The sequence below is a fragment of the Streptomyces sp. NPDC102451 genome (assembly GCF_044765485.1).
Taxonomy (GTDB): Bacteria; Actinomycetota; Actinomycetes; order Streptomycetales; family Streptomycetaceae; genus Streptomyces.
On sequence record NZ_JBIWKD010000001.1, the window covers coordinates 454,020 to 478,184 of the forward strand.

Annotated in this window: 25 protein-coding genes; 12 read left to right on the forward strand and 13 right to left on the reverse strand. The window is 67.0% G+C overall.

All coding sequences use genetic code 11. The annotated features are described in order from the left end of the window. Positions 1-61: 61 nt before the first annotated feature. Entirely contained in the window at positions 62-538 is a 477-nt protein-coding gene (locus ACIRD8_RS02185) for a hypothetical protein (protein WP_403985062.1), read from the forward strand. A gap of 47 nt (positions 539-585) precedes the next feature. Here ACIRD8_RS02185 and ACIRD8_RS02190 read toward each other — a convergent pair whose 3' ends face one another. Continuing rightward, the gene (locus ACIRD8_RS02190; RefSeq protein ID WP_403985064.1) at positions 586-2,130 is read right to left on the reverse strand and encodes a DUF1996 domain-containing protein; all 1,545 of its coding nucleotides are present in this window, start codon (positions 2,128-2,130) and stop codon (positions 586-588) included. Between the two features lie 110 nt (positions 2,131-2,240). Then, positions 2,241-2,786 (reverse strand): carboxymuconolactone decarboxylase family protein, encoded by a 546-nt coding sequence (locus tag ACIRD8_RS02195; protein ID WP_403985066.1) that lies wholly within the window; start codon positions 2,784-2,786, stop codon positions 2,241-2,243. Positions 2,787-2,854: 68 nt separating this feature from the next. Between ACIRD8_RS02195 and ACIRD8_RS02200 the strand changes: the two genes are divergently transcribed. Next, positions 2,855-3,337 (forward strand): MarR family winged helix-turn-helix transcriptional regulator, encoded by a 483-nt coding sequence (locus ACIRD8_RS02200; protein ID WP_403985068.1) that lies wholly within the window; start codon positions 2,855-2,857, stop codon positions 3,335-3,337. A gap of 17 nt (positions 3,338-3,354) precedes the next feature. On the opposite strand, the gene ACIRD8_RS02205 is transcribed toward ACIRD8_RS02200, so the two are convergent. The 4 genes from ACIRD8_RS02205 to glnII form a co-directional block, all read right to left on the reverse strand. After that, positions 3,355-4,002, reverse strand: coding sequence for a LuxR C-terminal-related transcriptional regulator (locus ACIRD8_RS02205; RefSeq protein WP_403985070.1), 648 nt, complete (start codon positions 4,000-4,002; stop codon positions 3,355-3,357). Beyond that, entirely contained in the window at positions 3,987-5,252 is a 1,266-nt protein-coding gene (locus ACIRD8_RS02210; RefSeq protein WP_403985072.1) for a sensor domain-containing protein, read from the reverse strand. The genes ACIRD8_RS02205 and ACIRD8_RS02210 overlap by 16 nt, the downstream gene beginning before the upstream one ends. Positions 5,253-5,429: 177 nt before the next feature. Next, on the reverse strand, positions 5,430-6,062 hold the full coding sequence (locus tag ACIRD8_RS02215) for a winged helix-turn-helix domain-containing protein (protein WP_403985074.1): 633 nt from the start codon (positions 6,060-6,062) through the stop codon (positions 5,430-5,432). Between the two features lie 379 nt (positions 6,063-6,441). Then, positions 6,442-7,476: a glutamine synthetase gene (gene glnII / locus ACIRD8_RS02220; RefSeq protein ID WP_403985076.1), complete on the reverse strand. Its 1,035-nt coding sequence runs from the start codon at positions 7,474-7,476 to the stop codon at positions 6,442-6,444. A gap of 203 nt (positions 7,477-7,679) precedes the next feature. Here glnII and ACIRD8_RS02225 point away from each other — a divergent pair, with 203 nt between their 5' ends. Both ACIRD8_RS02225 and ACIRD8_RS02230 read left to right on the forward strand, forming a co-directional pair. Continuing rightward, positions 7,680-8,603: a Gfo/Idh/MocA family protein gene (locus tag ACIRD8_RS02225; protein WP_403985078.1), complete on the forward strand. Its 924-nt coding sequence runs from the start codon at positions 7,680-7,682 to the stop codon at positions 8,601-8,603. A gap of 80 nt (positions 8,604-8,683) precedes the next feature. Beyond that, positions 8,684-8,929: a hypothetical protein gene (locus tag ACIRD8_RS02230; protein WP_403985079.1), complete on the forward strand. Its 246-nt coding sequence runs from the start codon at positions 8,684-8,686 to the stop codon at positions 8,927-8,929. An 82-nt stretch (positions 8,930-9,011) separates the two neighbouring features. On the opposite strand, the gene ACIRD8_RS02235 is transcribed toward ACIRD8_RS02230, so the two are convergent. Continuing rightward, positions 9,012-9,371 (reverse strand): arsenate reductase family protein, encoded by a 360-nt coding sequence (locus tag ACIRD8_RS02235; protein WP_403985080.1) that lies wholly within the window; start codon positions 9,369-9,371, stop codon positions 9,012-9,014. Between the two features lie 119 nt (positions 9,372-9,490). Between ACIRD8_RS02235 and ACIRD8_RS02240 the strand changes: the two genes are divergently transcribed. The 4 genes from ACIRD8_RS02240 to ACIRD8_RS02255 all read left to right on the forward strand — a co-directional run bounded on the left by ACIRD8_RS02240 (position 9,491) and on the right by ACIRD8_RS02255 (position 13,532). Further along, positions 9,491-9,760 (forward strand): hypothetical protein, encoded by a 270-nt coding sequence (locus ACIRD8_RS02240; protein WP_403985082.1) that lies wholly within the window; start codon positions 9,491-9,493, stop codon positions 9,758-9,760. Between the two features lie 192 nt (positions 9,761-9,952). Further along, a complete protein-coding gene (locus ACIRD8_RS02245) occupies positions 9,953-10,822 on the forward strand; it encodes an arpA protein (protein WP_403985084.1) in 870 nt (289 codons plus the stop codon). Between the two features lie 55 nt (positions 10,823-10,877). Continuing rightward, a complete protein-coding gene (locus ACIRD8_RS02250) occupies positions 10,878-11,684 on the forward strand; it encodes a class I SAM-dependent methyltransferase (protein WP_403985086.1) in 807 nt (268 codons plus the stop codon). Between the two features lie 36 nt (positions 11,685-11,720). Next, complete coding sequence (locus tag ACIRD8_RS02255) at positions 11,721-13,532, forward strand: choline/carnitine O-acyltransferase (protein ID WP_403985088.1); 1,812 nt, start codon at positions 11,721-11,723, stop codon at positions 13,530-13,532. Positions 13,533-13,608: 76 nt separating this feature from the next. On the opposite strand, the gene ACIRD8_RS02260 is transcribed toward ACIRD8_RS02255, so the two are convergent. From ACIRD8_RS02260 to ACIRD8_RS02280, 5 genes are all read right to left on the reverse strand, one after another. Further along, complete coding sequence (locus tag ACIRD8_RS02260; RefSeq protein WP_403985090.1) at positions 13,609-14,184, reverse strand: TerD family protein; 576 nt, start codon at positions 14,182-14,184, stop codon at positions 13,609-13,611. A gap of 133 nt (positions 14,185-14,317) precedes the next feature. Further along, a complete protein-coding gene (tatA, locus tag ACIRD8_RS02265) occupies positions 14,318-14,530 on the reverse strand; it encodes a Sec-independent protein translocase subunit TatA (protein WP_403985627.1) in 213 nt (70 codons plus the stop codon). Between the two features lie 90 nt (positions 14,531-14,620). Further along, complete coding sequence (gene mgtA / locus ACIRD8_RS02270; protein WP_403985092.1) at positions 14,621-17,254, reverse strand: magnesium-translocating P-type ATPase; 2,634 nt, start codon at positions 17,252-17,254, stop codon at positions 14,621-14,623. Then, positions 17,238-17,588: an ArsR/SmtB family transcription factor gene (locus ACIRD8_RS02275; protein WP_403985094.1), complete on the reverse strand. Its 351-nt coding sequence runs from the start codon at positions 17,586-17,588 to the stop codon at positions 17,238-17,240. Before ACIRD8_RS02275 ends, mgtA begins: the two co-directional genes overlap by 17 nt. Before the next feature lie 156 nt (positions 17,589-17,744). Continuing rightward, a complete protein-coding gene (locus tag ACIRD8_RS02280) occupies positions 17,745-18,017 on the reverse strand; it encodes a GlsB/YeaQ/YmgE family stress response membrane protein (RefSeq protein ID WP_124276850.1) in 273 nt (90 codons plus the stop codon). 277 nt (positions 18,018-18,294) lie between these two features. Here ACIRD8_RS02280 and ACIRD8_RS02285 point away from each other — a divergent pair, with 277 nt between their 5' ends. Together ACIRD8_RS02285 and ACIRD8_RS02290 are read left to right on the forward strand one after the other, a co-directional pair. Further along, positions 18,295-19,056, forward strand: a complete 762-nt coding sequence (locus ACIRD8_RS02285; RefSeq protein ID WP_403985096.1) for a tyrosine-type recombinase/integrase — start codon at positions 18,295-18,297, stop codon at positions 19,054-19,056. A gap of 373 nt (positions 19,057-19,429) precedes the next feature. Continuing rightward, the gene (locus ACIRD8_RS02290; RefSeq protein ID WP_403985629.1) at positions 19,430-19,672 is read left to right on the forward strand and encodes an HNH endonuclease; all 243 of its coding nucleotides are present in this window, start codon (positions 19,430-19,432) and stop codon (positions 19,670-19,672) included. A gap of 688 nt (positions 19,673-20,360) precedes the next feature. On the opposite strand, the gene ACIRD8_RS02295 is transcribed toward ACIRD8_RS02290, so the two are convergent. Further along, positions 20,361-20,702, reverse strand: a complete 342-nt coding sequence (locus tag ACIRD8_RS02295; RefSeq protein WP_403985098.1) for an Lsr2 family protein — start codon at positions 20,700-20,702, stop codon at positions 20,361-20,363. A gap of 1,367 nt (positions 20,703-22,069) precedes the next feature. On the opposite strand from ACIRD8_RS02295, the gene ACIRD8_RS02300 reads away from it, so the two are divergent. Continuing rightward, positions 22,070-22,651 (forward strand): hypothetical protein, encoded by a 582-nt coding sequence (locus ACIRD8_RS02300; protein ID WP_403985100.1) that lies wholly within the window; start codon positions 22,070-22,072, stop codon positions 22,649-22,651. A gap of 891 nt (positions 22,652-23,542) precedes the next feature. Next, positions 23,543-24,013 (forward strand): hypothetical protein, encoded by a 471-nt coding sequence (locus ACIRD8_RS02305; protein WP_403985102.1) that lies wholly within the window; start codon positions 23,543-23,545, stop codon positions 24,011-24,013. The last annotated feature ends 152 nt before the right edge of the window (positions 24,014-24,165 follow it).

A 24,165-nucleotide genomic window follows, 5' to 3' on the forward strand; every position in this document is an offset into this window, starting at 1 on the left:
CTCCGGGGCGGGTTGTGCGGTTTCCCCGCGAAAGCCGGGAGCACCGGGGCACGATGGCCGCATGGTGGAGCAGCTGGAGTGGCGACGAGGACGGACCGGCCTGGTGTCCGTGGCCGTGCTGGCGGGGTTCGCCCTGCTCACCGCGTGCGGCGGGGGAGCGGACGGCGACGACCGGCCCGCCGTACCGCCCACCGCGAGCGGGACCCTGGAGCAGCTCGCGTCCAAGGCGCGCTGCGAGCCGGACCTGCAGACCGACGCCGAGGAGATCCGGCAGGCGAACTGCAAGACGGGTGACGGACGTTACGTCCTGGCGACCTTCGCCACCGACCGCGGCCAGCGGGAGTGGATCAACGAGGCCAACGACTACGGCGGCTCGTATCTCGTCGGCCGGAAATGGGTCGCGGTCGGTGACGCGGACGTGGTCGCGGCGCTGCGCGGCCGGCTCGGGGGGACGGTGGAGACCGCCTCGCCGCACCACTCGGGGAACAGTGGCAGTGGGGGGAGCGAGGAAGGGCACTCCGGTCACCGCACGAGCTGACCGCGCAGGTATGGAGGGGGCGGCGACGACGCCGCCCCCGGTGCTGATCAGCGGCACTTACGCCCGCCGTTGATGCAGCTCACCACCTTCTTCATCAGCTTGTCGTCGAAGACGTTGATGAAGTCGCCGTGGTCGGTGACGGGCTTGTGCAGCTGCTCCGGGAAGGAGTCCACGGCGAAGCCGGGTCCCGGCGGGACGTCGTACACGATGCGCTGGACCAGCTGCGGGATGGCCCTGAAGCCGCCCGGGCACCGCCCGTCGTCCTGGGCGAACGCCACATGGGTGCGGTGGTTGGCGCTGTCGGTGTTCTGCCCGTCCCAGCAGCTCTGGAAGGCGAAGGACCGCACGACCTGGCTGCCCTCGGGGCAGATCGGGTACTTGTCCTTGAGCTGCCTGTCCTCGAACCCGGTGCAGCTCCAGGAGGCGTTGGCGTTGGCGTCGCCGTTGGTGAAGGCCTTGGCGTCCCCGGTGATGATCCGCAGGAAGCGCGGCATGGCCGTGACCTTCCCGGTGGGGGAGCCGACGAACTTCAGCGTGACCTGGGACGGGGTCTGGATCTCCCCGGTGTTCTGGTCCCTGCCGCCGCCGTCCGCGTCCACGTCGTTCTCGTCCTGGCCGTTCTGCAGGCGGAGCACGGGCCAGTAGTACGTGGACCGGTCGCCCTGGTTGCGGCAGGTCGTCTCCCCGGCGGCCAGCTGGTCGTCGCCGGCGAACGCGTCGGTGGCCTGGTTGCCCACGTAGTCGTGCATGTGGTGGGCGCCGTTGCTCACACCGGGGGCCGCGATGACGTTGTCCGGGTTGAACTTGCCGTTCTCGTTACGGCCGCAGTCGGTGGTGAACGTGCCCCGGGAGGCGCCCCGGCGGTTGCGGGGGCGGTCGCCGTCGGGCTGGACGGACTGGATGTCGACGAAGTCGGACGCCTCGGGCCCGTTGCCCTGCGGGTCCTGGTCGCCGCCCTGATCGCCGCCCTGGTCCTCGCCTTGGCCGTCTCCCTGGTCCTGGCCTCCGCCCTGGTCCTGGCCGCCGTCCTGCCCGTCGTCCTGACCGTCCCCCTGGCCGTCTCCGTCGCCCTGGCCGTCCCCGCCGTCCTGACCGCCGCCCGAGCCGTTGCCGTCGTCATCGGCGCGCAGGCCGCAGCCGGCGAGCCCTTCCAGGCCCTGCGGCCGTCGGCCCTCGGACCGCTCGACGGCGGTCCCGATCCGGTCGAGACTGGCCGCCCGCTTGCTCTTCAGCGGACCGAGCACCGCGTTCTCGGCGAGCGCCGGATCCCGGGCGATCCGCTCCTTGCGGTCCGCGAACTCCCGGTACGCGTCGGTGATCTGCGTGTCCATGGCAGCCAGTTCACGGTCGACCTCCGGGCGGGCCCCGTCCGGTATGTCGGGAAGGGCGATCCCCGCGTCGGGACAGTCGATGGTGGACATTTGACGAGCCGCGTTCCGGAACTGCCCCGGAGGCGCACCGGACCCGCCTTCCCCCGCGCTCGCGTAGACATTGACGGCGATCAGCCCGCCTCCCCCCAGGAACAGTGCTGCCGCGGCGACGACGGCCCGGTTGGTGAGCGTCGAACGTTTCTTGCGCGATGTGCGTGCCATGGAACTCCTCCGCTTCGAGTCCGCTTCGAGTGCTTCGAGTCGGAAGCGTGACGTCCCATACGGACCGGGAGCCCCATCCGTTCAGCACCCCGCGGAATCCGTGCGGCGGACTACACCGGCACGGCGTCCACGGGGGCTCCCGTCATCCGGTTGGCCAGCGTCGACATCGTGTAGGCGCCGATGCCGAGAACCACCTCCAGGGCGTTGCGCGAGGTGTAGCCCAGGGACAGGAAGTCCTGGAGGTCCTCGTCCCCGACCGCGCCGGCCGTCGCCAGCGCCGCGAGGGTGAACCGGCGTACGCCCTCCAGCCGTTCGTCGGGCAGGGGCTGCTCCCCGGGTGCCCGCAGCACGGTGACGAGCTCCGGCTCCGCGCCGAGCGCCCTCAGCTTCGCCGTGTGCATCTCCACGCAGATGTGGCACTCGTTGCGGGTGGCCATCGTCATGACGACGACCTCGCGGGACAGCGGGTCCAGGGTGCTCGACTCGAAGGCCGCGCTCGCCTGGAGGAAGCCGTTGAGCGTCTCCGGCGACGTGGCGAGCCGGGCCACCGCGGACGGGACACGGCCGCCCTGCCTGCCGGCCATCGCTTCCATGGTGCGACGGGCGGCGGGCGGCGCCGAGTCGATGGTGTGATCGGGGAAGTGCGTACCGGACATGGGGTCCCCTCGCGGTAAACTCGACAACGTGATTGTCGAAAAGGTAAACCAGGTTGTCGAGGTGCGCAATGGCTGAGGACGGGAACGAAGGCCGAGAGGCGGGGTTCGAACTGCCGCTGCTGCTGTTCGCGGGCTTCCGGTCGATCATCGACGCGCTCCACCGCGACCTGGCCGCCCACGGCCACCAGGACGTGCGCCCGGCGTACGGCTTCGCGCTCCAGGCGGTCGGGCGGGAGGGAGCGAGCGCCAGCGAGATCGGCCGGCGGCTGGGTGTCTCCAAGCAGGCCGCCGGGAAGACGGTCGACAAGCTGGAGGGCCTCGGATACGTGGAACGGGTTGACGACCCCGACGACGGCCGGCGCAAATTGGTCAGGGTCACCGCACACGGCGCCGACATGCTGGTCAGATCCGCCGAGGGCTTCGACCGGATCCGCGCCGAGTGGGCCGAAGTCCTCGGCGCGGAGCGGGTCGCGGCCCTGGAGGCGGACCTGCGCAGGATGGCACCCGCGGGCGCGTTCCGGCTGGACGCGGAGAGGTGGTTCGCGGGCTGAGGGCCGCCGCCCGTGGGTCAGCCCCGGTCGAGGTAGGCGAGGACAGCGAGCACGCGGCGGTTGTCGTCGTCCGACACGGGCAGGCCGAGCTTGCCGAAGATGTTCGAGGTGTGCTTGGCCACCGCCCGCTCGGTGACCACCAGTTGCGAGGCGATCGCCACGTTCGAACGCCCCTGTGCCATCAGCTCCATGACCTCGCGCTCCCGGGGCGTCAGGCCGCCCATCGGCTCGTCCGCCGAACGCCGTGACAGCAGCTGCGAGATGACCTGCGGATCCATCGCCGTACCCCCGGCGGCGACCCGGCGTACCGCGTCGATGAACTGGTCGGCGTCGAACACCCGGTCCTTCAGCAGGTAGCCGATGCCGCCGTTGCCGTCGGCCAGCAGCTCACGGGCGTACAACTGCTCCACGTGCTGCGACAGGACGAGCACCGGCAGACCCGGCCTGTTGCGGCGGGCGGCCAGCGCGCACTGCAGGCCCTCGTCGGTGTGGGACGGCGGGAGCCGGACGTCGACGACGGCAACGTCCGGCTCCAACTCGGCCAGTGCCCTGGTGAGTTCGGGCCCGCTCTCGACTGCTGCGGCGATCTCGAAATCGTAGGCTTCGAGCATGCGTACGAGGCCGTCGCGGAGCAGGAAGAGATCTTCGGCTAGGACAACGCGCAAGGGATCTCCATGGTCACCATGGTGGGGCCGCCCGCAGGGCTGCTGACAGCCAGTACGCCGTCGAATGTACCCAGTCGGCGTTCGATCCCGCCCAGTCCCGATCCGGCGCCGACGGCCGCACCGCCCCTGCCGTTGTCCGTGACGGAAATCCGCAGCATGCCGTCCGCGTGGTGCACGTCCACCCACAGGCGGTCGGCGGCCGCGTGCTTCACCGCGTTCGTCAGGGCCTCGCTGACCGCGAAGTACGCCGCCGACTCGACCGGGGCGTCCGCCCGGCCGGGAAGCTCCACGGTCACCTCGGACGGCACCGGCATCCGCAGGGCCAGCGCCTTCACCGCGTCCCCGAGCCCCCGCTCGGCGAGCACCGGCGGGTGGATGCCCCGTACGAGATCACGCAGCTCGGTCAGCGCCTCCGCGGAGGACGTACGCGCCATCGCCAGTAGCTTCTTCGCCTCCGCCGGGTCCTTCTCGACGAGTGCCTCGATCGTGCCGAGGTTCATGCCCATGGCGACCAGCCGGGCCTGCGCCCCGTCGTGCAGGTCCCGCTCGATGCGCCGCAGTTCGGACGCCGCCGTGTCCACGGCCTCGTGGCGGGTCTCGGTGAGCCGGGCGATGCGCCGCGCGAGCTCCTCCTGGGTGGGTGCCAGCGCCGACCGGGCGAGCACGAAGTGCAGCCGCAGCAGGGGCTTGCTCGCGAACAGCCCGACGTGGAAGATCGCGATGCCGAGCGCCGCGGCGGCCAGGCCGGTCGCCTGGCTGCTGACCGGCACGAAGCCGTACCAGTACGTGCTGTCCTCGAACACCCGCCACAGCCCGGCCGCCAGGACGAACCCCTCCAGCGGGAAGACCAGCAGCGCGAAGGCGAGGACCAGCACCACGTAGCCCGCCGTCATGTCGAGCAGCAGCCACCGCAGGTCCCGCCAGGTCGCCGGGTCCTTCAGCAGCAGTGTGGTGCGCTCGACCTGCCCGGTGAAGCCGGTGCGCACATCCTTCGGGAACGGCCGGTAGGGGACCGGGATGCGGATGTCCGACCACTCCGCCGCCAGCAGCCGGCGCTGGTTGGCGTGCTTGCGCACGGCTTCCATGACCCACGGGGTGGTGACGAGGCCGATGCCCAGCAGGACGAAGGCGATCGAGAGGACCGACAGGACGAAGAGGGTGGTCGAGCCCGCGATGCTCGCGAAGGACAGGACGAACGCCCGCCCACCGGTGAGCAGCGCGGTCCTTACCCGGCCCTGTGCCGTTCTCATGATGGTGTCTCCCCTCGCCGGGTCCCTGTCGGGTCCCGTTCGGCACCCAGTCTCGCCTCCGGGAGGGGGCCACCGTCAGCCGTTCCGCCACCCGGCCGGGGGTGTACCTGGCACCACCATGAAACGGGGGAGGCCCCGGGCGGTGAACCCGGGGCCTCCTGTGTGAGCGGGGTGTGATCAGGGCGCGTACTTGTAGCCCACGCGCCGCACGGTCTGGATCGACCGGCGGTGCTCGGCGCCCAGCTTGCGGCGCAGCCGGGCCACGTGGACGTCGACGGTGCGCCCGTCGCCCACATGCCCGTAACCCCAGACCGTCGTCACCAGCTGATCGCGGGTGTGCACCCGGTGCGGGTGCGCCACCAGGTGGGCCAGCAGCTCGAATTCGAGGTACGTGAGATCGAGGGTGACACCGTCCACGGCGGCGGTGCGCCGTGTGGAGTCGATCCGCACGGGACCGCCCGCCGGGGCGGTGCCGGGCGGCGCCTGCTCCGGCACGAGCTCCCGGTGCTGGGCGGAGGCCACGGCCCCGGCCAGGGCCGGCTGCTGGTCGGCGGGCACGAGGACCAGGTAGCCGACCATCGGGGGCCGGCCCGGCAGGGCCGGCAGCGTGTGCTGGGGCGCGGGCAGCCAGGTGGCGCCCGGCGGCAGGAAGCCGGCCACGTCCGGGAACTCGACGACCTCGTCACGGTCGACGGCACGCAGTCGGCGGTTGGGGGACAGGGGGGTGCGAGCGGTGGTGGTGGCCGCAGCGGACACCGCGGACGCCGCGGTGGCGGCGGACGCGGTGGAGAAGGTACGGGTGTTCGCCATGAGGGTCAGCTCTTTCGCGCGAGGAGTCGTCGAGGACGTACGTCGTGCGCGCGGGCCGAAGGCCGGGGTGATGCGGCTTTAGAGGGCCTGCGCGTTCCACGCGCGGCAACACACCCGGTCGAAGTCATGGTGCTGACGAGAGGGCCAGAACGGCTCGAGGTCGCTGCGACCCGACGCGATGTACTGGAAGCTGGCCATGCCCCCATTGAAGCAGACATCGGCGCCGCGCAGCAGTGTTCTCTCACCCGTCGATACGGACCGCTGTGTCAGGTTCCTCACGCCCCCCTTGCGTACCGGCACGATCCCCCTTCCGCGCCGGCCGGGCACGCCGAAGGGGCGCCCGCGAGCGGACGCCCCTTCATGCCGTGCCGGTGACGGATCAGACCTGGCCGGCCTTCTCCAGCGCGGTGCAGCAGGTGTCGACGATCAGCCGCGTGACCACGTACGGGTCGACGTTGGCGTTCGGGCGGCGGTCCTCGATGTAGCCCTTGCGGTCCTGCTCGACCTGCCACGGGATGCGGACCGAGGCGCCGCGGTCGGAGACGCCGTAGCTGTACTCGTTCCACGGGGCGGTCTCGTGCAGGCCGGTGAGGCGGTCGTCGATGCCCGCGCCGTAGTTCTTGACGTGGTCCATCGGCTTGGAGCCCTCACCGAGGGACTCGGCCGCGGTGATGATCGCGTCGTAGCCCTCGCGCATCGCCTTGGTCGAGAAGTTGGTGTGCGCGCCCGCGCCGTTCCAGTCGCCCTTGACCGGCTTCGGGTCCAGGGTCGCGGAGACGTCGAAGTCCTCGGCGGTGCGGTAGAGCAGCCAGCGGGCGATCCACAGGTGGTCGGAGACCTCCAGCGGCGAGACCGGGCCGACCTGGAACTCCCACTGGCCGGGCATGACCTCGGCGTTGATGCCGGAGATGGCGAGGCCCGCCTTCAGGCAGTTGTCCAGGTGCTTCTCGACGATGTCGCGGCCGAAGATCTCGTCGGAGCCCACACCGCAGTAGTAGCCGCCCTGCGCGGCCGGGAAGCCGCCCTCGGGGAAGCCGAGCGGACGGTGTCCGGCGAAGAAGGTGTACTCCTGCTCGATGCCGAAGATCGGCTCCTGGTCCGCGAACTGCTCGGCGAGCGGACGCAGCGAGGCGCGGGTGTTCGACTCGTGCGGAGTCATGTCGATGTTGAAGACCTCGCACAGGACGAGGATGTCGTCGCCGCCGCGGATCGGGTCCGGACACGAGAAGACCGGCTTCAGGACCCGGTCGGAGGAGTGGCCCTCGGCCTGGTTGGTGCTCGAACCGTCGAAGCCCCAGATGGGCAGATCCGCCACGCCCTGCGCGGGGCTGCCGGCCATGATCTTCGTCTTGGAACGAAGCTTGGCGGTCGGCTCGGTGCCGTCGATCCAGATGTACTCAGCCTTGAACGTCACGGACGCCATCCTTTGCGGGTGCTGCGGTCTATGTGCGCAGCTTGGCAAGACGCGATTTCCCGTCCGTTGCCCGAATGTGAACCCGGTGTTACCGAGGTTTCGCGGGTGTGCCGGACGGCAGGTCCCCGCCGCTCCGGGGCGTCTCACCCTGCGTCGTACTGGATACGTTCCGCACCGCCGGGCCGGGCAGGCAGACTGGCGCCATGACCACACCTCCAGCTTCCACCGCCCCGCTGCGGGTCGGCCTCGTCGGTGCGGGCCCCTGGGCGCGCATGACCCACGCCCCCGCCCTCGCCGCCCACCCCGGCGTCGTACTGAGCGGCGTATGGGGCCGCCGTCCCGAGGCGGCGGACGCGCTCGCCGCGGCCCACGGCACCGGGGCGTACACCGGCGATGCGGGCCTCGACGCGCTGCTGGCCGCGAGCGACGCGGTGGCGTTCGCCGTGCCGCCGGACGTCCAGGCGCCCCTGGCCGTGCGGGCCGCCGACGCCGGATGCCACCTCCTGCTGGACAAACCGGTCGCCACGACGGTGACCGCGGCGCGCGAGGTCGCCGACGCCGCGGAGCGGGCCCAGGTCGCCTCCGTGGTCTTCTGCACGCTGCGGTTCGCGAAGGGCACGGCCGGCTGGGTCGCCGAACAGGCCGCGACGGGCGGCTGGTTCACCGCCCGTGCCCAGTGGCTTGCCGCCCTCTACGCCCCGGGCACCGGCAACGAGTTCGCCGCCTCGCCCTGGCGCCGCGAGAAGGGCGGCCTCTGGGACTGCGGCCCGCACGCCCTCTCGGTGCTGATCCCGGTCCTCGGGGACGTGACGGACGTGGTCGCGGCCCCCGGCCCCGCCGACGCCACCCATCTGCTGCTGCGCCACGCCTCCGGGGCGTCCAGCACCGTCACCCTCGCCCTGGACGCCCCGTCGGCGGCGGCCGGCACCGAGGTCGAGTTCCGGGGCGAGCACGGGGTCTTCGCCCTGCCCGAGGGCGGCGGCAGCGCCCTGGAAGCCTTCGGGGCGGCCGTGGACGCCCTGCTGGAGGCCGCGCGTACGGGGGAGGCGCACCCCTGCGACGTACGGTTCGGGCTGCGCCTCACCGAGGTGCTCGCCGAGGCGGAGGCACAGCTGGGGCGGGCTTGAGCGCAGCCGCAGGGGGTGAGCCGGCACGACCCGCTAGGGTGCGGTGGTCGAAGGCCGTCCGTCAGGGGGGAGAGGGAACCATGAACCAGAGGTACCGCGACCACGGCATGGACTCCCTGCCCGACTGGCTGGCGGCGACCCTCGGCATCCTCGCCCTGGTGATCGTGCTGGCCTTGTTCGGGGCGCTCCTGCTGATCGGCCGCCGGCGGAAGGACCCCGAGGCGAAGGCCCGGGCCGCCGCCGGCAAGGCGAGCCGCCGGCGCCAGGCCGACCTCCGTGAGCGGCGCCTCGCGCTGCAGAGGAAGGCCGGGCGGCGGGAGCCCTGAGCGGGGGCGTCCCGGCCCCTCGCCGGCGCCCCCGGTCCTCCTCGGCGCCCCGGTCCCTGCTGCTCGGCGCCCCCGGTCCTCCTCAGCGCCCCAGCGCGTCCCGTACCGCCTCGTCCGTCCGCGCCACCACGGCCGAACCGTCCTGCGCGGTGATGATCGGACGCTGGATCAGCTTCGGGTGACCGGCCAGTGCCTCGATCCACCGCTCGCGCGAACCGGCGTCCTTCGCCCACTCCTTGATCCCGAGCTCCTTCGCCTCCGCCTCCTGGGTCCGGGTGATGTCCCACGGCTCCAGCCCGAGCCGGTCGAGCACGGCCCGGATCTCCTCGGGCGACGGCACGTCCTCCAGATAGCGGCGGACCGTGTAGTCGGCGCCCTCCGCGTCGAGCAGACTCAGCGCGCTGCGGCACTTGGAACAGGCGGGATTGATCCAGATCTCCATGGGGCCCAGGGTACGGGAGTGAACCTCCAAAAGGCCTCTGGCCAGGGGCGATTGTCAGTGGGGGGCAGTAGAATGGAGGGAGTTCGTGAGGGTTCCACCACCGTGCCAGGAGGTTGCCGATGGCCGTTGCCACAGTCACGACCGAGCCGCTCCACAAGCCCCTGCGGAAGAAGCCGCTCCCCGCGGGCCGGCCCCGTGAGTGGTATGTCTCCCACAACCGCCGCCTGAAGGCCATGCGCCTGGCGATAGCCCTGCTCGACACCGGGGTGTACCAGCCGTCGAGCGCCGACAACGCCCGTATCCGCGCGGCGGCCGACCGCCTCGCCATCCACCCGCCGTCCGACACCACTTGCCGCATGGTCCGTGCCCTGATCCGCTACGGCCGCTGACCGGCAGCCCGCACCCCCGGCGCGTCCGGGGGTGCGGGCGCGGTCGCTCCGGCGCGCGGCCGGAAAGGGCCTCTGGCCACCGCACGCGCCGTCCGGAAGTGTGACGTGTCACAGACAACGCGGCGGGCCTGTGGGAACTTCAACCCTGTTACTCGCCAGTTGAGTTACCGACATGTGCGCGGAGAGGGTCAGATGAGCACTCTGCAAGCCATCACGCTCGACCAGGTGGTCGACACGGACCACTACCCCCTGTCGGACCCCGGGCACACCGAAACCCGCGCCGTCGTGGCGCGGGCCAGGCGCGAACTGGCCGAGGTCGGCTGCACCGTACTGCCGGACTTCATCCGGCCCTCGCTCCACGAGGTCCTGCGGCGGGAATGCGCCGCCCTCGCCCCGGACGCGTACTTCGACGTCGAGACGGTCAACGTCTACAACATCGACGTGGACGCCGACCTGCCCGAGGGCCACCCCGGCCGCCGCACCTTCGAGCGCGGCAACGCGTTCGTCGCCCGCGACCGCATCCCCGGGGACACCCTCATCGGCAGGCTCTACGCCCATGAGTCGTTCCAGCGCTTCGTCGCCGACTGCTTCGGGCTGCCCCGCCTGTACGAGCTCGCCGACCCGCTCTCCGGGCTCGTGCTCAACGTCGTACGGCCGGGCATGGAGCACCCCTGGCACTTCGACACCAACGAGTACACGGTCAGCATGCTGACCCAGGAGGCGCAGGAGGGCGGCTCCTTCGAGTACTGCCCGAACATCAGGTCCGCCGAGGACGAGCGCTTCGACGACGTGCGCGGAGTCCTGGACGGCACCGGCGCACGGCAGCCGGAGCGCCTGCCGCTGAGGCCGGGCGACCTCCAGCTGTTCAAGGGCCGTTACGCGCTGCACCGCGTCAGCCCCGTACGCGGTGAACTCGCCCGGCACAGCGCGATCTTCGCCTACAGCGAGCGCCCCGGCGTCATCGGGAGCGTGTCGCGCACCCGGCAGCTCTTCGGCCGCGTCCTGCCCGAACACCTGGCCGCCGAGGGACGCGCCGTACGGGGCGACCAGCTGCTGGACTAGGGCCTTTCCGAACGGTCCCAGGCCCTGCCACGCGCCCCCACCGAGGAGAAGCCCCTTGCGTCTCGACGCGTCCGGAAAAGTCTCGCTGGACCACATCTACACCGCGCCCGACCCCCGCACGTACTTCCAGGTGCTCCGCCCGCTCGGCTACCGCGTCCCCCAACTGGCCAAGCCCTGGTTCGACAAGCTCATCAAGGAGTACCGGGAGACCGAACGGGTGGCCGTCCCCCGGGTGCTGGACATCGGCTGCTCGTACGGGATCAACGCCGCCCTGCTCAAGTACGACGCCACGATGGACGAGCTGTACGCACGCTACGACGGCAGCGCCCCCGCCTCCCGCGCCGAACTCCTGGAGCGCGACCGCGACCTCTCCCGCTCCCGCAGCCCCGCGCACGCCCTGCGCTTCACCGGCCTGGACGCCTCCACCAGCGCCCTGGCCTACGCGCACGAGGCCGGGTTCCTCGACGACACCGTCCACGCCGACCTGGAGGCGGACGACCCCACGCCCGCACAGCGCGACCGCCTCGCCGGGACGGACCTGGTGATCTCGACGGGCTGCATCGGCTACGTCACCGAGCGCACCCTGACCCGGGTGGTCCGCGCGCAGGACGGCCGCCTCCCCTGGATGGCGCACTTCGTGCTGCGGATGTTCCCCTTCGACCCCGTCGAGGCCGCCCTGGACGAGCTGGGCTACCGGACGGTCCGGGTCGACGAGGTCTTCAAGCAGCGGCGGTTCGCGGGCCCGCAGGAACAACGGGGCGTCCTGGACAGCCTGGACGCGGCCGGTGTCGACGCGAGCGGGCTGGAGGAGGACGGCTGGCTCTACGCTCAGCTCCATCTCTCCAGGCCGAAGGACCGGTAGACCCACCCATCCCCACTCACCGAGAAGAGAGCCGCATTGAACGTCAGTCAGGAAGCAGCAGCCGGCGCGACCTTCGCCCGTGAAGGCAGCCTCCCGCGCGTGCCGCTGCCCACGCTCGAGGCGAGCTGCGAGAGGTTCCTCGCCTGGTGCGCCCCACTGCTGACCGCCGAGGAGCGGGCGGCGACGGAGGCCGAGGTCGCCGCGTTCCTGCGGCCCGGCGGCCCCGGCCGGACCCTGCACGCGGCGCTCGAGGAGTACGACGCGACGGAGGGCGTGCACAGCTGGCTCGACACGTTCTGGCCGTACCGCTACCTCGGGCGCCGGGACCGGATCGCGCTCAACGCCAACTTCTTCTTCCTGTTCAAGGACACCGGCCAGGGGCAGCTCGACCGTGCGGCCGGGCTCGTCGCGGGGGCGCTGCACTACAAGCGCCGGCTCGACGAGGGGCTGATCGCGCCGGTGGAGCAGCGCGGGGTGCCCCAGTCGATGGTGCAGAACGCGTACCTCTTCTCCACGACCCGTGTCCCCGGGGTGCCGCTGGACACCGTGCGCGCCCCGTACAGCGACGAGGCGCCCGGACCGTCCACGGCCCGGCACATCGTGGTGTACTTCCGGGGCACCATGTTCCGGCTGGACGTGCTCGGCCCCGACGGCGTCCCGCACGGCCTCGACGAGATCGAGGCCGGGCTGCGCGCGGTCACCAAGGCCGACGTCCACACGGCCGAGGAGGACCGGGTCGGCCATCTCACCACCATGGCCCGGGCGGAGTGGGCGGCGGCCAGGGCGTCCCTCGTCGACGGTCACCCCGGCAACGCCCGGACGCTGGAGGACATCGAGACCGCGCTCTTCTGCGTCTGTCTGGAGGACTTCGCGCCCGAGGACACCCAGACCGCCTGCGACGAACTGCTGTACGGGGACCGGGGCAACCGCTGGTTCGACAAGGCCGTCTCCTTCGTCGTCTACGCGGACGGGCGGGCCGGCATCAACGTCGAGCACTGCGAGCTGGACGGGACCACCATCCTCAGCTTCACCGACGCCCTGCTCGGCGCCTCGCCGGACGAGCACTCCCGCGGCTCCGGAGCCCGCCCCCAGGGCGAGCCGGTTCCGCACCCCCTGGCCTTCGAGCTGGACGCGCCCCTGCGCGCCCAGGTGCGCACCGCGGCCGAGGCGTTCGCCGCGTACGGCGAGGCCACCGCCACCCGCACCGTGTCGTTCGGCGACTTCGGCAGCACGGCGGCCAAGGCGCTCGGGGTGTCCCCGGACGCCTTCGTCCAGGCCGCGTACCAACTGGCCCACCAGCGCGCCAAGGGCCACCTGGGAGCCACGTACGAGTCGATCGCCACCCGCCAGTACCGCCACGGCCGCACCGAGGCGATGCGCGTGGTCACCCCCGAGATGCCGCTCTTCGTCGCGGCGATGGACGACCCGGCGGCGGACCGCGAGACCCGCCGCGCCGCGTTCCGGGCCGCCGCCGGAGCCCATGTGGCACGGGCGAAGGAGTGCCAGGCGGGCGAGGCTCCCGAGCAGCACCTCTGGGAGCTGGAACTGATCCAGCGCCGCCGCGGCGACGAACTCGGCGTCACCGAACAGCCCGCCCTGTACCGCTCCCCGGGCTGGCTCACGATGCGGGACGACTACCTGAGCACGAGCTCGGCGCCGTCCGAGAACATCCAGTACTTCGGCTTCGGCTCCACGAGCAGCCGCTGCATCGGCATCGCCTACGTCCTGCTGCCGGACCGCTTCAATCTCTACCTGAGCACCCCGCAGGCGGTGGCCGGCCAGATGCACGCCTTCGGTGACCACCTTCGCGAGGCGGTCACCGAACTGCGGGAACTGCTGACGGACTGAGCGGGCCGAGCCGCCGGGGAAGGGGTCCCGTGGATGGTCCCCTTCCCCGGCGGCTCGGGGCGTGCGTACCGGACCGTCAGATGTTGACGCCGAAGTCGGCGGCGATGCCCGCCAGGCCGGAGGCGTAGCCCTGGCCCACCGCGCGGAACTTCCACTCGCTGCCGTGCCGGTAGAGCTCGCCGAAGACCATGGCGGTCTCCGTCGAGGCGTCCTCGCTCAGGTCGTAGCGGGCCAGCTCGGCGTTGTCGGACCGGTTGACCACGCGGATGAACGCGTTGCGGACCTGGCCGAAGCTCTGGCCCCGGGCGGAGGCGTCATGGATCGAGACCGGGAAGACGATCTTCGCGACCTCGGCCGGTACGGACGCCAGGTCCACGTTGACGGACTCGTCGTCCCCCTCGCCCTCACCGGTGAGGTTGTCGCCGGTGTGCTGGACCGAACCGTCCGGGCTGGTGAGGTTGTTGTAGAACACGAAGTGCCCGTCGGAGACGACCTTGCCGGCCTCCGTGCACATCAGGGCGCTGGCGTCGAGGTCGTGATCGGCGCCGGTGGTGGTCCGCACGTCCCAGCCGAGTCCGACCGTCACGGCGGTGAGGCCTGGGGCCTCCTTGCTGAGCGAGACGTTGCCGCCCTTGGCCAGGCTGACTCCCACGGGTGTTCCTCCATCGCTTCCGGTCTGTGTCGTCATCCCGTCCAACGCCCGGGCGGCCACCATGGTTCCCTCGTTTGCGCAACCCGGAAACTGTCGGGGCCGGTCAGCCGGCGCCGTGAGGCGGCCCGGGCCGTCAGGCCTGGGTGCCGCTCTCCGGAGCGGGCTGCTGGGCCGGGTGGCCGGGCGCCGCGCCGTCCTCCTTCATGGCCTTCGTCTCGCTCTTGAGGATCCGCAGGGACTGCCCCAGTGCGCGTGCGGAGTCCGGCAGCTTCTTCGACCCGAACAGCATGATGACCACGATCGCCAGGATCAGCAGGTGCCAGGGTTCCAGTCCGTTACGGAGCATCGCCACCCCGTCCTTTCTCTCGTCATGCAAACCGAAGATTGCTGGATTGCGCAACTGTACAAGCTTGGGCGGTGGTCCGGGCGGGCGGACCTACCCCTCGGTGCCGGCCTTCTCGTAACGGGACCGGCTGACCCTCAGCGCCACCGTGTACAGCGCGAGGACCCCGGCGAGCAGCGGGTAGTACAGGGGCGGCGGCGCGGTCATCCCCAGCAGCGGCCCGAGCGGGGAGGGCGGCAGCAGGATGCCGATGACGGCCAGGCCGGCGGCGGCCCGGCGGACCGGGCTCACGGTGGCGCCCGGGACGGTGCGGCGACCGGTACGCAGCAGCAGCATCACCAGCGCCTGGGTGAGCAGGTTCTCGGTGAACCACCCGGAGTGGAAGGCCGCCTCACCGGAGCCGGAGGCGTCGTGCAGGGCGAGCGCCAGGACGCCGAAGGTGGCCAGGTCGGCGGCGGCTCCCAGCATCCCGAAACCGGTGATGAAGCGGAGGAAGCGGCGGGGCTGCAGCACCGTCGGCCGGCGGAGGGCGGCGGGGTGGAGCCGGTCGAAGGCGAAGGCGAGCTGGGCCGCGTCGAAGCACAGGTTCTGCACCAGGATCTGCGACGGGAGCATCGGCAGGAAGGGCAGCATCAGGCCCGTGACGAGCATCGCGATCACGTTGCCGAGGTTGGAGGAGAGCGTGACGCGCAGATACGAGGCGATGTTCACGCTGCTGTGCCGGCCGGAGGTGATCGCGTGCGCGATGGCCGTGAGGTCCTTCTCGGCCAGGACCACGTCGGCGCTCTCACGGACGACGTCCACGGCGTCGCGCGGACAGATTCCGACATCGGCCGCGTGGAGCGCGGGCAGGTCGTTGACACCGTCGCCGAGGAACCCCGTGGTGTGCCCGCCGGCGCGCAGCACGGAGATGATCCGCGCCTTGTGCTCGGGAGCGCAGCGCGCGAAGACGGTGGTGCGGCGGGCGAGGTCCGCGAGCTCGTCGTCCGTGACGCCTTCGATGGTGTCGGCGCAGACGACGGCACCGGGGTCGAGCCCGAGATCCCCGCAGGCCCGGGCCGCGGTGCCCGGATGGTCACCGGTCAGGATCTTGACGGCGACGCCCCGGTCCGCGAAGACCTCCAGGGCGTGCGCCGCGGTCGGCGCGAGGGTGTCGCGCAGGGCGACGAAGCCGAGGAGGGTGAGGCCGCGCTCGTCGGCCGGGGTGTGGTCGCGGTTCCGGGCGGGCCGTTCGGCGGTGGCGACCGCGAGGAGCCGCAGGCCGCTGCGCGCCTCCCGTGCGGCGAGCGCGAGCAGCCGGGCCCGTTCGTCCTCGGCGAGCACACAGCGTTCGAGCACGTTCTCCGCGGCGCCCTTGACGACCATCGTGTGGAGACCGAGGCGGCCCGGGCGGCGCACGACCGCGGTGGAGAGACGCCGTACCGGATCGAAGGGCAGCGCCGCCACACCCTCGTACGCCAGTGGCTCGTCCTCCCCGACGGCGTCCAGGATCGCCTCGTCCAGGGCGTCCGGGGCGGGCAGGTCGGCGAGCTGGAGAGTCCACCAGGCGTTGACTCCGGCCCAGTGCAGCACCTCGGGATCCGGCCTGCCCCGCACGTCCAGCGCATGGTGCAGGACCGGCCGGTCCTGGGTGAGGGTGCCCGTCTTGTCCAGGCACAGCACATCGACCGCGCCGAGATCGTGCAGCGCGGGGAGCCTCTTGACGATCACCCGGTGGTCACGGGCGAGGAGGGACGCCCCACGGGCCAGGGTGGTCGTGACGATGACCGGAAGCATCTCCGGGGTGAGCCCGACCGCGACCGCCACCGCGAACGGCAGCGTCTCGAAGCCCCGGCCGCGCAGCGCCGCGTTGGCCATGAGCACCAGCGGCGGGGTCAGCAGCACGAAGCGGATGAGGACCCAGGAGATCCCGTGCACCGACTGGTCGAACGCACTGGCCGCACGCCGTCCCGGACCGCTCCGGGTGGCGGCGAAACGGGTGCGCGGCCCGGTCGTGACGACGACCGCGGTACCGCTGCCCGACGCCACGCTGCTGCCCTGGAAGCACGACTGCGGCTGGTCGAACGGCCCGCCCCGCGCCTCCGGCAGGTCGACCGGATGCTTGGCCACCGGCGCCGACTCGCCGGTCAGCGGTGCCTGATGCACCGTGAGGCCACTCGCGCGCAGCAGCCGCACGTCGGCGGGGACCAGATCACCGGGCCCGAGGCGGATCACATCGCCCGGCACCAGCTCGGCGACCGGGACCTCCCGCGGCCGGGGTGCCCCGTCCTCCGCCGTACGCCGCAGCACGGTCGCCGTGGTCGCCACCAGCTTCCGCAGCTCGGCCACGGACCGGTCGGCCCGGCGCTCCCCGCCCGCCCGCAGCACACAGCTGACCAGCACCAGGGAGAGGATCACGCCCGCGGTGCCCCAGGCCCCCACAGCGGCCGACACCAGCCCCAGACACAGCAGGACCGCGGTGAACGGGTCGCGCAGGCTTCCACCGAGGCGGCGGGGCCAGGAGGCCGTGTGCCACGACGGCACCGTGTTCTCACCGAACCCGGCGAGCCGCTCCCCGGCCTCCGCCTCGACGAGCCCGCGGGGCCCGCTGTCCAGATGCCGCAGTACCTGGAGGGAGGTGAGCCCGGACCAGGACGGCGGTTCGCCCACCGCCCGCCGCGCCCACTGCTCCCCGGGACCCGCAGGACCGGTACTTCCCGCCGTTGCGGTCTCAGGCACCGAGGTCACGGAGGCGGGGTACCGAACCACCCGTGGCACGGGTGGTCAGCTGGCCGATCATCAGCCGCACCACCGTCACCACGTCGGCGTCGTCGACGTAATAGACCTGCCGCCGCCCCTCCCGACGGGAGCGTACGAGGCCTGCGAGTTTCAGTTTCGTCAGATGCTGGCTCACCGCGGGCAGGGCACCGCCCACGCGCTGGGCCAGTCCGCTCACATCGCTCTCACCCTCGGCCAGGGCCCACACGATGTGCAGGCGCGGGGGCGACGCCAGCAGCCCGAACGCCGCAGCCGCGTCCGCCAGCACCTCGGCGGGCGGATCGTCGGGGTTCCCTGCTGCCACCTTCGCGCTCCTGTCCGGCCTGGGCCGCGCTGCCGGGCCCGAAGGCTCTCAGTCTAGGTGTCGCGCCGTGAGCGGATCCCCGCGCTCCGGACCGCGGAACGGCCCCGCACCCCCAGGGGGAGGCGGAGCCGTTCGGCGGGGCTGCGGAGTGCCGGGTCAGCGGTGGGAGCGCCGGTTGCCCGTGATCACGCGGTACAGGGCGAGGAGGATGAGCGAGCCGACGATGGCGGCGATCCAGGTGGAGAGGTCGAAGAATCCGTCGATGGAGTCGACCCCGAAGATGACCTTGCCGAGCCAGCCGCCGAGCAGGCCACCCGCGATACCGATGAGCATCGTGATGATGATGCCGCCGGGGTCCTTGCCCGGCATCAGTGCCTTGGCGATGAGGCCGGCGAGCAGACCGATGATGATCCAGGCGATGATGCCCATGGTGCGTCTCCTACCTCGTACGTTGTATGAAGCTGCTGTCAAGGAACCGTGTTTACCGTCCCGGCGTTTCCAAACGCCGGGACCCGGACCACCACGCTCCCGCCCTGCGCGGAAAACGAGCGAGGGCCGCCACCCCGACAGGGGGTGACGGCCCTCGCTCGTTTTCCTGACCTCAGCTCGGTGGACCGGCGGTGCGGACCACCACGTTCCTAGAGGTCGAAGTACAGCTCGAACTCGTGCACGGCGGACGCGAAATTTGCGGGAGTTCGAAGTAGACATGGAACTTCGACAGGCAACGTCGGGAACCTGTTTGGCTCTGGCCTATGAGCGGCTGGAATTGCGGGCCATCAAGGACAACACCTATCGGTCCTATCTCCAGACTCTCAGGGCTTTGGAGATTGAAGACCTTCCCATCGAGAAGGCAACGGTTCGTGAATTGGGTAGGCGACTCTCCACAGTCATCACTCAAAGCACGCGTAGGAAGCACGCGGTAAATCTCCAAGCCTGTCTTGGAATCAAGGTGCCTACCCCTGCACCTAAGCAAAAGGTCTATGACCTCCCCACGGTCCAGGAAGTCAGGGAAGCTTTCGCAGACTCGAAATACCGTCCTCACGTCTACGGCATGACCTTTGCCGGTATGAGGATTGGTGAGTCTCTGGTGAATCAGCCCCTTAAGGGCAAGGTCATCAACATTGACCGACAGAGGACACCACAGAACGAAATCACCCCCGCCAAAACCACCGGGCCTGTCATTGTCCCCGATTGGTTCGCAGAGGAGTACGCGACCTATCAGCTAGGCGCAATCAATCACGCCACGGTCTACAGGGGCGTTAAGCGCAAAGCCAAGAAAGAGTTGGGCATTGAGTTGAACCCTCACGCCCTAAGGCATCTGTTCGCAACTACGCTTGTTGCGGCAGGCGTAAGCCCGAACATCCTCAAAGCCCAAATGCGTCATCATGACGTTGCGGTGAGTCTGCGCTATTACGTGCAGCACGAAGAAAAGGACATCGCGTCAGCCGTGGCTAGCGTATTCGGATAGCCGCAGAAAAAAGCTCAGGGCCTTTCCCAAATCGGGAGGGGCCCTGTTTGCTTTGTGGTGACTTTCACGAGAGAATAGAGGTATGACAAAGAACTGCACTAAGTGCGGCGTAGAAACGCCACTGACAGATTTCCACAAAGACAAGAGCCGTAAGGATGGATTGCATAGGTGGTGCAAGCCATGCGTTAAGAAGAAGGATGATGCTTGGAAGGAAAGGAACCGAGAGAAGAAACTAGCTAGCCATAAGGATTACTACCGGGCCAATAAAGAGAAGCACGCGGAGTACATGAGGGAGTGGCGACAGGCCAACCGAGACAAGGTGAGAGCCCACGGAAGCCGTAGGCGGGCGCGTGAGCGCCTAGCAGAGGGTCAGATGCCTTCCGGTGCCTGGCAAGCCCTACAGAGGGCGTACGGGGCCGTCTGTGGCCGTCCTGAGTGTGGGGCGACTCAGGACCTAGCCCTAGACCACGTCATCCCCTTGAGTCTCGGAGGAAGGGACGACCTAACCAACGCTCAGATTCTTTGCCGTTCATGCAACAGCGGTAAGCGCAATTGGAACAGTGCGGATTACCGAATCCCTGATAATGGAATCCTTGTAGACACAATCACCACATGACAAAGGCCGGTAGCCAACTTTCGACTACCGGCCTTTTGCCTGCCTTCTTAGGTCTGCGCAGAACCTAAGACAGCTATTCAGTTGAAGTTGGTGTTCACCCCGTCAAAGGGGACGTAGGACAAAGGGGGAAGCGGACGCCAACCCTGGGGAACTTCCTTCCCCTGCTTTTCCCACTGTGCCCACGTTCGGTAGCACTGATTGAGCCAGTGCTTAGCCCCTTCTTTCTGCGTCCATTCCAGGGGCAGGAGATTTGGGTGTTCGCTTGCAGGGTCATCGGGAAGCGTGCAGTAACCCCACGTTTCCCAATCGAGAATTACCCACTTCTCGTAGGACGGTCCCTCACCAGGAAGTGAGACGACTTTGTACCGGCCCTTTTCCATGCTTTCTCCGTTCTCTCGACTTGCCCCTACAGGCTAGACCCTGGTGACCCTGAGTTGAACCGGTACGGACCCAAGACGTGTGGCCCAAGCTCCGGAGCTGTCTACGGCCTCTTGGGTCTCGGGACGCGTGAGCGCCCGCTGTAGGGGCGGAACGTCCAGGGCGTAGGCATCTTCCCTCTGCCACTCCTCAAGAGCGCTCAGGGCCGCTTCTACGCCCTCACCGATGACGGACCGAACCTCTGTCCAGTCGGCACAGGTTGACTCGGCGGACGGCTGGTTGTTCACCAGGACCGTTACGCGGTACCCGCTCATGCGTCGGCCGGTTCTTCCTGAGCCTTGAGGTACTGCGACACGACGGAATGCGGAACACGTCCCTTGTCGTTTACCTCAATGCCGTTCTCTCGTGCCCAAGCTCGAACCTTGGCAGGGTCGGGACCGTTGCTCTGATTCGGAATCGTGGTCTGTCCGTTTGCCGGTACGTTCTCGACTTCCTCCGCTACGTCGATGTACTTAGCGAGAAGCTTGCCGAATTCCTCCTTCTCTTCCTCGGTAAGGTCGATGGTGTAGCGCTTCCCGTCAAAGGCAAACGGGACGGTAGACGCTTCCGGGTCTCCGGAAAGGTCCGACTCTACGATTACGCGCTTTGCCACGTTCTCTCTCCTTGTGTTGTACGTGCGAGCAAGAGAATAGCAGACCCCCGGCTAACCACGTCCAGGACGACGCCTAGGAAAATGTCTGAGCCCTTTCTAATTAAAATGGGGGGTCCAGGCCGGCTCGGATATTCAGGGCTTTATGAAAAAGGCTCCGATAAACCAAAGGGACTTGACACGGATGGTACTCTGAAAGAGACAAGAAAAAGCCAAGGAAAGGCCCGCAGGGCGACCCTCATAAGGGACCTGAATTCTTGACAAGAAGCCTGCCAGATGGTAAGGTAGTAGTAGTTAGAAAACGTTGGGCAAGAACGTTGAGAGGTTTACCTAGGAATACACTTCAAAGCTTAGACTGAGAAGTCTTCATAGAACCCCCGGATACGGTGCTTGCCCCACCAATCCGGGGGTTTTTCTTTTGCCCCCAAGCTTGCGCAGACTTCGGTTCCGGCACGTACTTGAAAAGTCCTACGAGCCCCCCTTAGCGCAGGGTAGAGCCTAGAAGAGTTATCCAAATGGGGAAGCACCTTCTAGAGCAGTAAGGATAAGAAGCGGCAGATTCTTTCTGTGGGGCCGGATGCAACGGAACCTTAGACCGGAATCCGCCTACCCGAAATTAGTCGTTAAACAACGAAAGGAAAAACACTATGAAGACTCTAGGCTTTGATGGAACAGAGTTTAAGACGGTAAGCCGATACAAGACTTTCTGTTCTCTCTGTACCCGAATGATTAACAAGGATGAGCAGTGCCTCACCTGGGAGGGAAGGAAGTTTTTCGCTCACTCCAACTGTTCCGATGAGGAAGTTAGGGAAAGGATGACTAACTACGAATTTAGGAAGACCGTTAAGAAGCGTCCTCGGTTCGATAGGACTAACCCAACCCGTAAGGGTAGAAACTTCAGGGACGTTATCTAATGGCAAGGATGAATTGGGAACATCGGAACAAGATGGAGAGGGTTGGCAAGAACCCCCCAACAAAGCAGAGAAAGCAGAAGCCTAAGAAGCCACAGAGACACGGCAACAAGGTTGAGATGCACGCTAAGTTCAATGGATTCTGCGCTATCTGCACTAGACCTTATCTAGAAGGTGTCAAGGTTTGGTATGACCACACTAAGGACCCCGGCAAGAAGGTAGTTCACTTCTTTTGCTGGGAACCTAAGTAATTGAGTTCCGCCCTCCGGGCGGGCGGCCTAAGGGCCGCAAGCTTCTACCCCTTGAAAGGCAAGGAGGTGATAACAGAAAAGAGACTAGAAGATGATTAGTAGTTACCAATTGAAGAGGTTTAATGCACTAGCAGTACGCGAGGATAGGGAAGAACTGTCACCTTGGTCCGCACGTATGACTCTGTGGCAAGACATCAGGCTTCACCTATTGAGAGACCTCAAGAGCAAGGAAGTAACACACTGCTTGCTTTGCGGTGAATCAATTGAGAGTAGTCACGTCCATGATTCCTGCCTGGAAAATGCAGTCACCTACAAGGCAGAAACAGACAGGGATGCCGAGAGATTCCTATACGGCTTGTACAAGTTCGGTGAGTTGGTCTATATCGGAATCGCTAAGGACCCGCGTTCGAGATTTAAGCAGCACCTATTGACTAAGGACGTTGACCGTATGCACGTGGTAAGAGGCGGACCCTCAAGGCTCATTGAACTTGCGGAGCGAAAGCAGATTCATAAGCGCATTCCGGTACTGAACAACCAACTTCACACAGAAGACGGCGGGTTTTACCGGGCAACCGAGACGACAACCCGTGTTGTTTCCTACATTGACGTAGCACAAACGATTACAGCGGTAAGCCTAGATGACCTTGAATCCGCAAAGGAAATCGTCGGAAAGGTCAAGACGAGAATGCAAGCAGAGATTGACGCTTGCCGGGAACGTATCGAATTCCTAGAGGCTCAGCTAATCAACGTGGTGCCAGACACCCCGGCGCTTCTAGAAGAGTCCTGGTAAGCCGTACAGACCGTTTGAGAGACACCCGCTCGAATCCGGGCGGGTTTACCTAAGGGGAGACATGACAACAGTAATCATCGTGGCAATCCTCATTACCCTTGCCTACTTCTACGGCAGGCATAAGGGACTAGAGCTAGGAAGAAAGGAGGGGTCTCAATACATCGTTGAGATTCGGAAGAAGTGAAACAATGCAGCACATGTAAGAAGAAGAAGCCTGAAAAGGATTTTCAGAAGAGCCGGGCAAAGAAAGACGGACTGCACACCAAATGCCGAGACTGTCAGAAAGAATATTTCGCCGGGTGGCGTAAGAAGAATCCCACCTACCACAAGGATTGGCTAAAGGAGAAGTATTCAACAGAAGAAGGAAGGGAGGTCTTCCGTAAAAGGTCTAGAGACTGGTACAAAAAGAACAAGAATAGTTGAGTTTGAAAGGGAATTCCCTTATACTCAAAGAGTAAGCATCGGTAGTCTTCATTACTCATTTGCTTACATCTCCAATAAATCAGGATGACCCCGGTAGTTATGCCACATGGCTAGGCTCTTCTCCTTGCTACCGGGGTTCTCTTATACCGAGCTATTGAGGTGACTCGGTAACTAGCTGGAATGAAGGAAAACGGCGGGGTCAGAGAGGAGACAATGACCGGACCAAGAGAATCAGACAGAGAACTAATGATGTCTGAGATAGACCACATCAAAGAAAGGATACGAAGCGGAGAAAAGCTAGACCCAAAGCAGGTAGCGAAAGAGCTAGACGCTAATCCCTTGTCGGTAAGCAGAATCATCAAGACTCTTCTTTGGCTAGAGGAATCGAAAAGCTCTAGAGAAGCCACTCTAGAAAAGAGTGAATAGACGTAATACCTGGGTCTCACGCGTTCGTAAATGAAATAAATGGTGAATCAGAAGAAGTACACAGAAAGGGAAAAGCTCGAATACCTGGAAAAGGCCAGTGAAATCGGGCATAGCAGGGCAAGACGTGAACTAGGCTATCCAAACAGTTGGAGTACGGCTAATTCGTGGGCAAAGGAGTTCAACGTCTCTATTGCCCTATCTGACCTAAAGGCTAAGTCGGCATCCTTTAACCAGTGGTATCGGGAGGAAGAGCTACTAGTAGCCATGCAAGACATCATCGATAGAGGAATGGAATACATCAACTCAAGTGATGAGCTAAGCCCCGATGAATACAAGAAGGTGACAGAGGGTGTGAAACGGGCAGTCGAGACAATGAATCTGATTCAGGGCAAGGCAACCACCCGCAACGGCACGGAGCAGCCATCCGAGACCGATGCAGCCCTAGACAGCTTCTTGAAGGCGGCATACAGCGACGAACAGAAGGTGTCTGACCTCAGAGACCAGGGTCAGTAATCCAACCCCGGAGAAAGGCGCACAGCCAATCTCTGTATCACTATTTGTACCAAGGGTATTTGCCGGCCTCGGGGGGTTGCTACAAAGCGCAATACAAAGTCTGTGTCGGCAAGAGCCTGTCTCAGTTGGCGTCCAACTCATGCACACAGGCC

What these genes read in the sequence shown, in the direction of transcription:
- ACIRD8_RS02185 (WP_403985062.1), top strand. Translation starts at nt 62, where the DNA reads ATGGTGGAGCAGCTGGAGTGGCGACGAGGACGGACCGGCCTGGTGTCC.
- ACIRD8_RS02190 (WP_403985064.1), bottom strand. Translation starts at nt 2,130, where the DNA reads ATGGCACGCACATCGCGCAAGAAACGTTCGACGCTCACCAACCGGGCC.
- ACIRD8_RS02195 (WP_403985066.1), bottom strand. Translation starts at nt 2,786, where the DNA reads ATGTCCGGTACGCACTTCCCCGATCACACCATCGACTCGGCGCCGCCC.
- ACIRD8_RS02200 (WP_403985068.1), top strand. Translation starts at nt 2,855, where the DNA reads ATGGCTGAGGACGGGAACGAAGGCCGAGAGGCGGGGTTCGAACTGCCG.
- ACIRD8_RS02210 (WP_403985072.1), bottom strand. Translation starts at nt 5,252, where the DNA reads ATGAGAACGGCACAGGGCCGGGTAAGGACCGCGCTGCTCACCGGTGGG.
- ACIRD8_RS02215 (WP_403985074.1), bottom strand. Translation starts at nt 6,062, where the DNA reads ATGGCGAACACCCGTACCTTCTCCACCGCGTCCGCCGCCACCGCGGCG.
- ACIRD8_RS02225 (WP_403985078.1), top strand. Translation starts at nt 7,680, where the DNA reads ATGACCACACCTCCAGCTTCCACCGCCCCGCTGCGGGTCGGCCTCGTC.
- ACIRD8_RS02230 (WP_403985079.1), top strand. Translation starts at nt 8,684, where the DNA reads ATGAACCAGAGGTACCGCGACCACGGCATGGACTCCCTGCCCGACTGG.
- ACIRD8_RS02235 (WP_403985080.1), bottom strand. Translation starts at nt 9,371, where the DNA reads ATGGAGATCTGGATCAATCCCGCCTGTTCCAAGTGCCGCAGCGCGCTG.
- ACIRD8_RS02240 (WP_403985082.1), top strand. Translation starts at nt 9,491, where the DNA reads ATGGCCGTTGCCACAGTCACGACCGAGCCGCTCCACAAGCCCCTGCGG.
- ACIRD8_RS02245 (WP_403985084.1), top strand. Translation starts at nt 9,953, where the DNA reads ATGAGCACTCTGCAAGCCATCACGCTCGACCAGGTGGTCGACACGGAC.
- tatA (WP_403985627.1), bottom strand. Translation starts at nt 14,530, where the DNA reads ATGCTCCGTAACGGACTGGAACCCTGGCACCTGCTGATCCTGGCGATC.
- ACIRD8_RS02280 (WP_124276850.1), bottom strand. Translation starts at nt 18,017, where the DNA reads ATGGGCATCATCGCCTGGATCATCATCGGTCTGCTCGCCGGCCTCATC.
- ACIRD8_RS02285 (WP_403985096.1), top strand. Translation starts at nt 18,295, where the DNA reads ATGGAACTTCGACAGGCAACGTCGGGAACCTGTTTGGCTCTGGCCTAT.
- ACIRD8_RS02290 (WP_403985629.1), top strand. Translation starts at nt 19,430, where the DNA reads ATGCCTTCCGGTGCCTGGCAAGCCCTACAGAGGGCGTACGGGGCCGTC.